Source organism: Kosakonia sp. PSU_27, assembly GCF_039409795.1.
Lineage (GTDB): Bacteria > Pseudomonadota > Gammaproteobacteria > Enterobacterales > Enterobacteriaceae > Kosakonia.
The window spans coordinates 583,743-595,995 of the sequence record NZ_JBCIVK010000003.1; the positions used below are offsets into that span (position 1 = coordinate 583,743).

Consider the following 12,253-nt stretch of genomic DNA (forward strand, 5'->3'; position numbering starts at 1 on the left):
TTCAACTCAACATGGTTAATAACGATGGGGCTACTGACGTGGGGTGGCCTGCGAGAAGCGGTATGGCCGGTGTTGGATTTGCTTCGAACAGGTTCCGGTATTTTGCAAACCGCCAGCGTTTTGTGGCTTAACGGTTAGCGAGGCACAAGCCCCGCAAAAGAGGAGCCTGGTTCAACAGAAAGGTTTCGCAGACTTGCCTCTGACATGAGGCATTTTGCGATGAAGGCTGTTAATCACAGCGATACTATGCTTTTTCCTGCGGTTGCAGTTGATAAATCCATGCCGTCACATGCTTGCCGTCGAGCGTGGTCACATCCACCCGAACACGATCGTAGCCCTCTTCGAATTCGTCCAGCATCGTCCAGTGCGCCGCGAGATGAGCGGATACAAACAGGTAACCATCAACCCGGGAACCGTCTTTATCCAGCACAATGCCGGGGAATTCGGCGGCGGCCCCCCAGCCAAATTCATAAAATGTTCCCGTAACGTAACCAGGCAGCCACTCTCCACCGATATTTTCCAGAATATGTGCATTCGAATGACCGGGGCGAAGCGTCCCGTAAACAAACAGTGATTCCATTTTTCCTCATTATCTAACGCAATGAATAACCAGCAGAATGATCACCAACATACGTTTAAGCACTGTAGTTCGCAACTGGCTGGAATCGGGTAAGTGGTTGTAACATCCCGGGGATGTGCTCAGGGTTATTACCGGCATTGAGAATGTACTTACTGATAACTCCATGATTTATGATTCACTGAGCAACCGGTCTTCATTATTGCGGCTCAAAACATGCGGTCGGGCAGTTATCAAACCTGCCGGTGATGAGTCAGGCGAGACTGAAAGCATCAATTTCAATCAGTGGTTTCGCTGAAAATACGACATGATGGCCTGTTTTAATAAGATGCCATGGAACCGGTTGAGCGGAATGGTATTTCCATCGGCAGTATGCACATACCACTGCGGGCGTTGCCTGCATGCATCGCAGAACTCCTTCAGGATCAACTGATAGTTGTTACTGCAAATCCGAAAGCCCCGGCAAACGCACTATCCTGTATCTCAGGGATCGTGGTTTTACCCACGTTGTTAATCTTACCGGCGGGGATGATGGGGCTGATACAAAGCGAAAAGCAAAATTGGCGCGAATGGGATGAGCACTATGAAAGTTGATGCGTTTATGCCTTCCGAACCCCGTTTTTTCTTATTGCAAACCGGCGCATCGCTGGGCACGGTGTCGGGGCATATTTTCCGCCTGGCCATCGCCTGGTGGTGCCTGCAAGTTACGCACTCGGCGGCCACTTTTTCTTCACTCGTTGCGATATCCGTGGCGGCAGAAATTTACCTTAAACCGTTTCTGGCGTCATTTGGCGATCGCTTCAATCGCATTAAATTTATCATCGTCTGTCAGTTCGCTGTTTCAGGGATCATCACATTATTCTGCCTGGCAAGTTATCTGGGGTATTTCAATTTGGTGGCTATTACCTCAGGGCTGGTCGTGATGAGCGCTATCTCATCTGTGCGTGAACCGACGATTATGGGGTTTATTCCCGATCTCGTTGCAGAAGGGGAAGTGACGCAAGCTATATCGCACCGCTCGACCATTAATTCCCTTATTATGTTGATAGGGCCGGTGATTGCGGCCTCGCTTATTTCACTTTTTTCCGCTGGTGTTGCGTTGTATATTTCTGCGCTGGTTTATGCATCATCTTGCATCGCATTCATTATTTTATGGTTTAAATATGATGTGGACACTGTTTCAACTGGCGAAAAGGAGAGCTGGTTTTATAAAACTAAGGGAGCATTTAAAGCGATTTACCATGTTAAATCTGAGCTTCATATTGCACTGATCTCCTCTGTTATTAACTTAACGATGTTCCCTTTCTTTTCTGTGACGATACCCTACTGGATCAGCACTGAATTAAAGCTTCCCGCCACCTATCTTGGCGCGTTTGAATTCTCATTTGCTCTGGGGCTCATTGCCAGTAGTCTTTATATAAACGCTTTTGTAAGAGCGTGGGCGGGACGGCTCAAGAATGTTTTATTTGGCTTTGTCCTGTTGGGCAGCAGCGTCATGGCAATTGTCCTGATGGGAAATATCTATATGTCTATTTTGCTGGCGTTCTTTTGCGGTATGGCGTTTATTTTTATTAACGTCAACCTCAGTACGCTGCGCTCAACGGCAACTCCCCGTAATTACCGAACGAGAATGAGCGCCATGGCAGGATTTTTATCCAGCCTGGCCAACCCTTTTGGTGTGGCCATTGCTGGCTGGTATATCAGTTTATTAGGCGTGGTTCCGTTTACCGTTATTTCCGGTGCCGTTGTGGTGCTAATTGCTCCCGTTATTTTATGTTCGTTTCATTTGCGTCGGGCACTTTCACTTGATGAAGTTGAAATGAAAGGGTATTACGAAAAAACCTATCCGGCCGCATTTTATAAACCTCGGCAACGTAAACAGGATACATGAATGATATCCAATAGAAGCGCTTTGACGTTATGACCAGACTTTGCATGGTTGCCATTCTGGCAACCATGCTGAGTGTGTTTTCTCTGTGACTGGTTTCTGCGGGGGCTAAGGCGTGTTTGCGGTTACGAGACGGTTATTAATGGCGTACACCGTACAGTTGCCCGCGCCCGGACGCTGCTCCTGTTGACAGATGCTTAGCGCCGTTTCAGCGGCTTCATGGCTGTTTCTGCTCCAGTACGCCGCGCCCCAGTCGCCGTCCTCGTCCGTGGCAAAGGCTTTTTCATAGCGTTGTGTTGCTGCATATTCTGAGAACGCCTTTTTCCCGGCGGCATTGAGCGCGGGCGGTGCAGGCAGGTGCGTTTCGGGCAGAGGCACAGCTTCGCTGGTCGGTAAATGCTGCTGTTTTAGAAATGTGGCCACCGTCTGCCACCAGAAACTTTCCGGCGCTGAATCCATAAAGACATGGCCGTTATTACCGAAGGCAGGCATCGTGATGAATTGCGCAGTGTGGCTTCCCTGCTGATAGGCATCGAACATCTCTTTGCCCATCGACGGCGGGAAGGATTTATCATTTTTCGCATACAGCCACAGGGACGGGATTTGCGCTGTCTTCCCGTAACGTGCATAGGCTTGCAGCAGACCGGCTTTATCGCAGAGTGATTTCCCGTCAATCGCGCCCCTTCCGCCGTCGAAATTGATCACTGCCTTAACGCCAGGTGGATTAGCCGCGCCAGTAGCAAGCACCGCAAAACCGCCTGCGGACATCCCGGCCAGGATCGCGTTATCGGCTGCGGCCCACGGCTGGTGGCGCACGGCATCGAGGGCCGCGAGCAGGTTACGGGTATCCTGCTCCCCGGCCCGCAGATGTAAAGGTTGCGCGCAGGAACCATCGGCATACTCCGCCGCACCGCTTGATTGCCCGTAACCCTGGCGCAGGACCACCACCGCCGCATAACCGTGGCGCGCAAAAGCGATAGCCGCTGAGGCATAACGGTTCGGGTTGATTATCCAGCGATCAAATTCAGCAGTGCCAACGGTTCCATTAGTGATTAACACCACGGGCAAAGGCGTTTGGCTGTCCATGCGTGTCACAAAGGAATCCAGCACGGCTGGCTGACCATTATCTAAGGTGACCGCCAGCAAAAGCGGCTCTCTTATCAACCCGTCAATCTGTTGGTATTCCGGGACTTGCCCTACAACATCTGCATGGCCTGCAACAGTAAAAAGAAGGAGGGCGGTGGCGAAAAGGCGTTTTGCCGGACGAGTCGTAAAACGGTTGCGCATGGTGGTTAACCCTGAAATGTTTGGCCTTAAAAGGCGCGGCGTGACTGGAGAGCTGGTCACTTGTTTTTCTATTTCCTGTCGCGCGGTATTGATCACGCATGTCGGTACTTTCTGCAAGCCGTGAGCATAGCATTAAGGTAAGCAAACATTTTCAATGGATTACGTTACAGGTTCAGCTTGATGCTCAAGAAGCGGAAAGGGCGGTTTCTGAAGGGGAAAAACTTATCGCTATGTTTATCGGAGCGATAAAAAGCAAAAAGCCTGCTTGAAAGCAGGCTTTTTTTGAATCTGGCTCCTCTGACTGGACTCGAACCAGTGACATACGGATTAACAGTCCGCCGTTCTACCGACTGAACTACAGAGGAATCGTTGTGGAGGCTTATCTTAGCGGCGAAAAATCTTTTGTCAAACCTCATTTCTCGCAGGGTGCGCTGACTGCCGAATCCATCGACAATTTGAGTTCATTATCATCGATTTCTGTGGAAATGCTTTGCAGGATCACGGTTTCTCCCCCATCATTTGAAATGTGATTTCACCTTTTGCGGCTAAGGACCAATTTGAACGTCGTTACTCCTCTTCGCCAGGCTGTCATGCGCACGCCGTGGTACAGAAAGCGTAAAAGCTACCGTGTTTTATTCTGGCGAGAAATCACCCCCCTTGCCGTACCTATCTTCCTCGAAAACACCTGCGTCCTGATGATGGGCGTGCTCAGCACCTTCCTCGTAAGCTGGCTGGGCAAAGAGGCGATGGCGGGGGTAGGTCTTGCCGATAGTTTTAACATGGTGGTGATGTCATTTTTCGCGGCAATCGACCTGGGAACCACGGTGGTGGTGGCCTTCAGCCTCGGTAAGCTGGATGGCGAGCGGGCGAGGGCGGCGACGCGCCAGTCGCTGGTGATCATGACGCTGTTTTCGATTGTGCTGGCGGCGGTGATCCACTACTACGGTACGGAAATTATCGATTTTATCGCCGGGGCGGCAACGGCGGAGGTCAAGGCGCTGGCGCTGACCTACCTTGAACTGACGGTTCTCAGCTACCCGGCTGCGGCCATTGCGCTGATTGGCAGCGGTGCGCTGCGCGGCGCGGGCAATACCAAAATCCCGCTGCTGATTAACGGCGGCATGAATATCCTCAATATTCTTATCAGCAGCGTGCTGATCTACGGTCTCTTCGGCTGGAAAGGGATGGGATTCGCCGGGGCAGGGCTGGGGCTGACCATTTCCCGCTATATTGGCGCGGTGGCGATTATCTGGGTACTGATGATTGGCTTTAACCCGGCGCTGCGTATTCCGCTAAAAAGTTACTTCGAAAAGCTCAACTTCAGCATTATCTGGGAAGTGATGGGTATCGGCATCCCCGCCAGTATCGAATCGGTGCTGTTTAACGGCGGCAAGCTGCTGACGCAAATGTTCGTTGCCGGTATGGGCACCAACGTTATCGCCGGTAACTTTATTGCTTTCTCCGTTGCGGCGCTAATTAACTTGCCGGGCAACGCGCTGGGTTCCGCCTCCACAATTATTACCGGTAAACGACTGGGCAAAGGACAGATAAGCCAGGCTGAGCGCCAGTTGCGGCATGTATTCTGGCTCTCGACGCTGTTACTGACGGTGCTTGCCTGGGGAACCGCGCCGTTTGCCGGCCTTTTCGCCTCGTTTTACACCCAGGAAGAGGATGTAAAAGAGGTGGTTAAAGTGCTTCTCTGGCTTAACGCGGCGTTTATGCCCATCTGGGCGGCATCCTGGGTGCTACCCGCCGGGCTGAAAGGCGCGCGCGACGCCCGTTTCGCCATGTGGGTGTCCATGCTTGGAATGTGGGGTTGTCGCGTCGTCGCCGGTTATACCCTCGGGATTATGCTCGGTATGGGCGTGGTTGGGGTCTGGCTCGGCATGTTCCTTGACTGGGCGGTGCGCGGCGCGCTGTTTTACTGGCGTATGGTCAGCGGATGCTGGCTATGGAAGTACCCGAAGCCGCAAAAAAGCGCCATTTCTGCACAGAATGGAGAATAATTCGGCAAACGCGCCAAAATGTGAAAATCAGGCTTTGACAAGGGCATGGGGCATCGCTAATATTCGCCCCGTTCACACGATTCCTCTGTAGTTCAGTCGGTAGAACGGCGGACTGTTAATCCGTATGTCACTGGTTCGAGTCCAGTCAGAGGAGCCAGATTTAAAAAAAGCCTGCTTTTAAGCAGGCTTTTTGCTTTTCTGCGTTCTCACATCCCGCAACTTAGCGTTTTTCCCTGCGGGAATTTCTCGTTGAAGCAGCAATGCATCGCGATGACAAAGGCTATCGACATGGTCAGTTCGGGCGTCGATACGCTGGTAAAGAAGCGCTGAAAAGCCATTATGCCTGCACGGAGTAAAATAAAACCCGCCGCAGCGGGTTTGTGAATGATACGAGCGCTTAGCTTGCCTGCACCCGCAGTGGTGCAGTGGCTGCATCAAGCCACGCGCGGGCATCGTCATCAACCAGTGGCGACAGGGTGTCGCGCACCTGCTGGTGATAATCATCCAGCCACTGCTGCTCCTGTTCGCTCAACAGGCTCCATTCCACCTGGCTTAAATCGATGGGAATAAGCGTCAGCGAAGCAAAGCGGCAGAATCCCGGCTGGCTTTCCACCACTTCCACCTGGTTTTCGATACGAATGCCGTAGTTGTCCGCTAAATAGTAACCCGGCTCAATAGTCATAATGTTGCCCGCCGACAGCGGCCAGGGGTTGACCTTTTTCGCAATGCGTTGCGGCTGCTCATGGATCAGCAACTGATGACCAACGCCATGACCGGTGCCGTGATCGAAATCCAGCCCTAAATCCCACAGCGCGCGGCGGGCAAACGCATCCAGTTGGTGGCCGTGCGTACCTGCAGGAAATTGCAGGGTGAACATCGATAAAAAGCCTTTCAGCACGGCGGTGTAGTGCAGCCGTTGCTGAGCATTGAGTGCGCCAAACGACAGGGTACGCGTCGCGTCAGTGGTGCCGTTTTGGTACTGGCCGCCGGAATCATTCAAATAGAAATTGGCGCTGGTGATGGCTTTATTTGTTTTTTCGCTGCTGTGGTAATGGCACATCGCCGCATTGCTGGCAGAGGCTGAAATGGTGCTGAAACTCTGTTCAATAAAGCCGGGTTGCCGCTGGCGGAATGCCAGCTGTTTTTGCTGCGCTTCCAGTTCGGTTACCGGGTTACCCGCCGCTTCCCGGGCGGGCACTTCGCGCGCCAGCCAGGCGAGGAAATTGACCCACGCCACGCCATCCTGCTGGTGGCTTTCGCGGTAGCCTGCCAGTTCGGTCGCATTTTTATGCGCTTTGATAAAGGTAATAGGATCGGCGCTCCACAGCACTTCGCCCCCCTGCTGTTCAATAGCGAAACGCAGCGCCACCGGCGCGAAATCACCGTCGAGCAGGATGCGTTTTCCGGCAGCGATCTGTTGGCAACGCGGCAGGAAATCCCCGACATCATGCAGCGTCAGCGTGGAGGTGAGCTGCGCAGATAAACCGGCGGTTTTCTGCGGATTGACAAACCATTCGACGGCACCTTCGCGGCTGAGCAGGGCGAAGGAGTGCGCCACCGGGTTCATCGCAATGTCCGAACCGCGAATATTCAGCAGCCAGGCGATATTATCCGGCAGTGTAATCGCCAGGTAATCCGCCCCTTTTTCCGCCAGCACCCGCGCGATGCGCGCGCGTTTATCGGCACTGCTTTCACCGCTTATCGCCAGCGGCATTTCACGGATCGCGCCACACGGTGCCGCCGGGCGATCGGTCCAGATGACGTCGAACGGATCGCTGTCCAGTGCCACCAGTTCACAGTGCGTGGCGTTCAGCGCCTGGAACTGGCTGTTGACCATCAGCAGCGGCTCAAAGCCGATGCGGCTACCCGCAGGCAATGAAGCGTTTAACCACTGATCCAGCGGTTCGTTGTGCAAATGGTGGATCGCAAAATCATGGAGATCGACTTCGCTACGCACCTGTACCTGGTAGCGACCATCCACAAACAGCAGCGCTTTGTCGCGCAGCACCAGCGACAGCCCGGCAGAACCGGTAAAGCCGGTGAGCCACTGGAGTTTATTGTCATGTGGCGCGCAGTCTTCGCTCTGGTGCGCATCGGCACGCGGAACAATCATGCCGTCAAGCTCCAGGGCGACCAGCCGATCGCGTAACGCTTGTAACGGTGTCGGGGTTTGCATGGTTAATCCTTTTTAATTGTTATCGGAATGGCGGTTCGTTAAAGGTGCGCAATTTACGCGAGTGCAGGCGATCGCCCTCTGCGCGGAGCAGGTCGATGGCGCGGATGCCAATTTGCAAATGCTCGGAAATCGCCCCTTCGTAAAAACGGTTGGCCTGGCCGGGAAGTTTGATCTCGCCGTGCAGCGGTTTGTCAGAAACGCAGAGCAGGGTGCCATACGGCACGCGGAAGCGATAACCTTGCGCGGCAATGGTGGCACTTTCCATATCTATCGCCACCGCGCGGCTCAGGTTAAAGCGTAGGGAGGAAGCGGAATAACGCAGCTCCCAGTTGCGATCGTCGGTGGTGACCACCGTGCCGGTACGCAGCCGCTGTTTAACCTCCTCACCCGGCATGTCGCTGACCTCTTTGGTCGCGTCGTATAGCGCACGTTGCACTTCAGCGATGCTCGGGATCGGAATATCCGGCGGCAGCACGGCATCGAGCACGTGGTCATCGCGCAGGTAGGCATGCGCCAGTACGTAATCGCCAATCGACTGGCTTTCACGCAGCCCGCCGCAGTGGCCAATCATCAGCCAGACATCCGGGCGCAGCACGGCCAGATGATCGCAAATGGTTTTCGCGTTCGACGGGCCAACGCCAATATTTATCAGCGTAATGCCCTGACCGTCAGCGGTGACGAGGTGCCAGGCCGGCATCTGGTGTTTTTTCCACGCCAGATCAGAAATGGCCTGCTCCGGCGCTTCCGTATCGGCAGTGATCCAGTTACCGCCCGCGCAGGAGAGGGCGACGTAAGGGCTATCGGGATTGAGGATCTCGTTACAGCCCCAGCGCACGAACTCATCGACATAACGCGTGTAGTTGGTGAACAACACAAACGGCTGGAAATGTTCAACCGGCGTGCCGGTGTAGTGGCGCAGTCGCGCCAGCGAGAAATCCACGCGGCGCGCATCAAAATGGGAAAGCGGGTAAAGCTCGGTCGGGTGGAATAGTCCATCGGCGGTCTCGTCGCCAATCTGCGCCAGTTCGGTAGTGGGAAAATGGCGCGTTAAGCCCGCGCTCATTGACCTGTCCAGCGTCAGCTCCGAGCCGTCAATCACGTAAGGGTACGGGATTTCATGCGCGGATAACCCCACCTCGATATGAGCGCCATAGTCCTGACACAGCAGGGTTAATTGTTCGAGTAAATAGGGACGAAACAGCGAAGGGCGGGTGATGGTGGTGGTGTAACAGCCCGAATGGGTGAAGCGGGCGTAGGCGCGGGTTTTCGGTGGGTTCGTCGCGCTGCCATTCCAGCTTACGGATAACTGCGGATAGACGAATAACCCTTGTGCGCGGGCTTCGGTATCGGGAAGCTGACCGTCGTCAATATAGCGAGCGATCGCCTGACGAAGGGCCTCGACGGAACGGTCATACAGCGCTTCAAGTTGATCCAGCGCTTGTTCCGGGGTCAGAGTTGCACCCTTATTATTCATCTTTATCTCCTTATCTGCTCTACGGCTGTAGCCGATAGTATGTCACAGGAATGTGAAACGAAAGCAGCGCGCAACGGGATTCAGAGGAAACGGATGAGGGAACAATCCGGCGCGACAGCGCGCGCCGGAAGGCGGATTAGCCGCTGATTTTCACCAGTGTACGGCCCTGGATTTTATTATTGAGGAAATCGGCAGCGGTTGCCGGAGCCTGTTCCAGCGTAATTTCCGTTGCGGCCTGCTGGTAGTAACTTTCTGGCAACGTACGTGCGAGATTTTCCCACACGGCGCCGCGCTGTGCGGTTGGCACCATCACGGAATCCACGCCCTGCAAACGCACGTTTCGCAGAATAAACGGCATCACGGTGGTCGGCAGTTCGAAACCGCCTGCCAGACCGCATGCGGCAACGCATCCGCCGTAGTTCGTCTGCGCCAGCACTTTTGCTAACACGTGGTTGCCAACCGTATCAATTGCACCGGCCCACAGCTGTTTTTCCAGCGGACGGGTCTGTTCAAAATCGCTGCGCGGCAGGATCTCATCGGCGCCCAGCTTACGCAGAAAATCATGGGTAGATTCGCGACCGGTTACGGCGGCAACGGTGTAGCCCAGCGCTTTCAGCAGCACGACAGCGGTGCTGCCAACGCCGCCACTGGCACCGGTGACCAGCACGGTACCATCCTGCGGTTTAATCCCGGCATCCTGCAGCGCCATGACGCACAGCATGGCGGTAAAACCAGCGGTGCCAATGATCATCGCATTGCGCGCACGTAAACTTTCCGGCAGCGCCACCAGCCAGTCCCCTTTTACGCAGGCCTGCTCGGCAAGTCCACCCCAGTGGTTTTCGCCCACGCCCCAGCCGGTGAGGATCACGGCCTGGCCGGGAGTAAAGCGCGCATCGCGGCTTTCGCTCACGCGACCGCAAAAATCAATGCCTGGCACCATCGGGAACTGGCGAATGATTTTGCCTTTACCGGTGATAGCCAGCGCGTCTTTGTAGTTAAGGCTGGACCAGTCAATATCGACCCGAACGTCGCCTTCGCCCAATGCGGGCAGGTCTACCTCTTTCACTTCCGCCAGGGTTTTATTCTCATTCTGTTCCAGAACTAATGCTTTCATGACTGCGTTTTCCTCGTCGGATGAGGTGTATTTTCGGCGTTTTCGCCGTCCTGTGCAGATGCTCCATCCCCCGTCATGCTTCACACAGCAGGGGCGGTTGTTATGCTGTGGTGGAAAAATTTCCAGTACTGATCCAGCGGCTCGACGGAGCGGAACAGTTTGGCGCGCATTACTGCGCCTTCCCAGCCGGACCAGAACACCCTGGCCAGTTCGCGGCTCGCGGCATCTGGCGGCAGTTCGCCGCAGACTTTTGCTTCATCGAGACACGTTGCGACGCGCGTTTCCCAGTCGGCGAGGATGGCTTTCAGGCGCGCCGGGAAGGCTTCCGGTAACAGTGGCGTTTCCTGCAACAGGTTGCCCACCAGGCAACCCCGGCGGAAATCGTATTTCGCCATTCCCTGGCCCGCGTGGTGCACAAAGGCTGCCATGCGTTGCAGCGGGGAGCGCTGGGTATCGGTTAAAAATTTATCCAGTTTATGTGCGAAAAAGTCGCCGTAAGCGGCCAGCACTGCCATGCCAAATTCCTGCTTGCTTTTAAAGCAGTGATAAAACGAGCCTTTAGGAACCGCGATATTTTTGATCACCGCATCAATGCCCGCCGACAGATAGCCGGTTTCGGTTAGCACTTCCAGGCCGGAGCGAATCAGCTCCTGTCGGGTATCGGTAAAGTCGCGCTCGACTTTTGGCGGCCGTCCGCGGCGGGGTTTTTGCCGTGCTGCTGTTTCGCCATTCATAATTTAGACCGATCGGTTTTAATTCGGCAGAGGCTACGCCGATTTACCATTCCAGGCAAGCGAAGAAACAAAAAAGCCCGCACGAGGCGGGCTTGCAAACTTGCCGGTTGACGCTGCTACCGCAAACGCCAGCGGGCAAACCGGGTTAGGCGGTGGTATTGATATTACGACCGATTGCCGGGTTGGAAGGTAACTGCGGGATCTGCTGAATCAAGTCGCTGGCGATCGTTTTCTGGGTATCGAGCGCTTTTTTCAGCACCAGCGTGTTGACTTGGTTATCAAGCTGATAAGAGTCAAGGCTGCTGGCTAATGATGCAATTTGTATCGGATCCATGCTGTAAATCCTTTATTGTAGAAAAAACAACCAGAGAACAGCTATGAGTATAGCTGCACAATTTTTATCGGCAGTAAGCGCGGGATCTTTAAGCGAGGCGTAAGACGAACCCGATGATGAATAAGCGAAAACCCGCCGTGGCGGGTTAATGGAGAAAGATTAAGCGCCGGGGCTTTCGGCGAATTTCAGCAGGGCATCGCCATCCAGCCGGTAACGCACCCATTCACTTTGCGCCCGCGCGCCAATGCTCTGGTAAAAATCAATGGCTGGCTGGTTCCAGTCGAGCACGCTCCACTCCAGACGACCGCAGCGGCGCTCAACGGCATACTGCGCAATCTTTTGTAGCATCGCTTTTCCGGCACCGTTACCGCGAAAATCGGGCGAAACGTAGAGATCTTCCATGTAAATGCCGTTGCGGCCAAGCCATGTCGAATAACTGGTGAAGAAAACCGCATAACCCACGGCTTTGCCTTCGATTTCACAGATTAAGGCTTCCGTTTTGCTCTCCGTGCCAAACAGGGTTTCGCGGATCTCATCTGCTGTGGTGATCACTTCTTCAGGCGCTTTTTCATACACCGCCAGTTCATAAATCATCGCAAAAATGGCGTTTGCGTCAGTCGGGCGGGCGGGGCGGATGGTAATGCTCATTGCGTTTCCTGTTGT

The 12,253-nt window shown here is 54.3% G+C and carries 12 protein-coding genes, 2 tRNA genes and 1 pseudogene; 5 read left to right on the forward strand and 10 right to left on the reverse strand.

Features of this window, described 5'->3' with window-relative positions; genetic code table 11:
• Window positions 1–244: 244 nt before the first annotated feature.
• Complete coding sequence (locus AAIG26_RS09640; RefSeq protein ID WP_097405712.1) at window positions 245–580, reverse strand: gamma-glutamylcyclotransferase family protein; 336 nt, start codon at window positions 578–580, stop codon at window positions 245–247.
• 330 nt (window positions 581–910) lie between these two features.
• Between AAIG26_RS09640 and AAIG26_RS09645 the strand changes: the two genes are divergently transcribed.
• The gene (locus tag AAIG26_RS09645) at window positions 911–1,171 is read left to right on the forward strand and encodes a hypothetical protein (protein WP_343182133.1); all 261 of its coding nucleotides are present in this window, start codon (window positions 911–913) and stop codon (window positions 1,169–1,171) included.
• Entirely contained in the window at window positions 1,161–2,468 is a 1,308-nt protein-coding gene (locus tag AAIG26_RS09650; protein WP_343180608.1) for an MFS transporter, read from the forward strand. The genes AAIG26_RS09645 and AAIG26_RS09650 overlap by 11 nt, the downstream gene beginning before the upstream one ends.
• Before the next feature lie 105 nt (window positions 2,469–2,573).
• On the opposite strand, the gene AAIG26_RS09655 is transcribed toward AAIG26_RS09650, so the two are convergent.
• Window positions 2,574–3,752, reverse strand: a complete 1,179-nt coding sequence (locus AAIG26_RS09655) for a CocE/NonD family hydrolase (RefSeq protein ID WP_343180609.1) — start codon at window positions 3,750–3,752, stop codon at window positions 2,574–2,576.
• 98 nt (window positions 3,753–3,850) lie between these two features.
• Between AAIG26_RS09655 and AAIG26_RS09660 the strand changes: the two genes are divergently transcribed.
• Window positions 3,851–4,021 (forward strand): hypothetical protein, encoded by a 171-nt coding sequence (locus AAIG26_RS09660; RefSeq protein ID WP_343180610.1) that lies wholly within the window; start codon window positions 3,851–3,853, stop codon window positions 4,019–4,021.
• A gap of 20 nt (window positions 4,022–4,041) precedes the next feature.
• Here the strand turns inward: AAIG26_RS09660 and AAIG26_RS09665 are convergent.
• Window positions 4,042–4,117 (reverse strand) — tRNA-Asn (locus AAIG26_RS09665).
• Window positions 4,118–4,342: 225 nt separating this feature from the next.
• Here AAIG26_RS09665 and AAIG26_RS09670 point away from each other — a divergent pair.
• Entirely contained in the window at window positions 4,343–5,758 is a 1,416-nt protein-coding gene (locus tag AAIG26_RS09670; RefSeq protein WP_343180644.1) for an EmmdR/YeeO family multidrug/toxin efflux MATE transporter, read from the forward strand.
• Between the two features lie 81 nt (window positions 5,759–5,839).
• Window positions 5,840–5,915, forward strand: a tRNA-Asn gene (locus AAIG26_RS09675).
• A gap of 49 nt (window positions 5,916–5,964) precedes the next feature.
• Here the strand turns inward: AAIG26_RS09675 and AAIG26_RS09680 are convergent.
• The 7 genes and pseudogenes from AAIG26_RS09680 to AAIG26_RS09710 all read right to left on the reverse strand — a co-directional run bounded on the left by AAIG26_RS09680 (window position 5,965) and on the right by AAIG26_RS09710 (window position 12,238).
• Window positions 5,965–6,096, reverse strand: a complete 132-nt coding sequence (locus AAIG26_RS09680; RefSeq protein WP_343180611.1) for a hypothetical protein — start codon at window positions 6,094–6,096, stop codon at window positions 5,965–5,967.
• A 59-nt stretch (window positions 6,097–6,155) separates the two neighbouring features.
• Entirely contained in the window at window positions 6,156–7,934 is a 1,779-nt protein-coding gene (locus tag AAIG26_RS09685; RefSeq protein WP_343180613.1) for an aminopeptidase P family protein, read from the reverse strand.
• 19 nt (window positions 7,935–7,953) lie between these two features.
• Entirely contained in the window at window positions 7,954–9,408 is a 1,455-nt protein-coding gene (locus AAIG26_RS09690; protein ID WP_020454228.1) for an AMP nucleosidase, read from the reverse strand.
• A gap of 136 nt (window positions 9,409–9,544) precedes the next feature.
• Window positions 9,545–10,522 carry an MDR family oxidoreductase gene (locus AAIG26_RS09695; RefSeq protein WP_044489683.1) on the reverse strand — a complete coding sequence of 326 codons (978 nt, stop codon included), beginning with the start codon at window positions 10,520–10,522 and terminating at the stop codon, window positions 9,545–9,547.
• Window positions 10,519–11,256, reverse strand: a pseudogene (locus AAIG26_RS09700) (TetR/AcrR family transcriptional regulator). The gene AAIG26_RS09695 and the pseudogene AAIG26_RS09700 overlap by 4 nt, the downstream one beginning before the upstream one ends.
• A gap of 145 nt (window positions 11,257–11,401) precedes the next feature.
• Window positions 11,402–11,590 carry a YjfB family protein gene (locus AAIG26_RS09705; RefSeq protein WP_017458405.1) on the reverse strand — a complete coding sequence of 63 codons (189 nt, stop codon included), beginning with the start codon at window positions 11,588–11,590 and terminating at the stop codon, window positions 11,402–11,404.
• 159 nt (window positions 11,591–11,749) lie between these two features.
• Complete coding sequence (locus AAIG26_RS09710; protein WP_343180615.1) at window positions 11,750–12,238, reverse strand: GNAT family N-acetyltransferase; 489 nt, start codon at window positions 12,236–12,238, stop codon at window positions 11,750–11,752.
• Window positions 12,239–12,253: the final 15 nt, after the last annotated feature.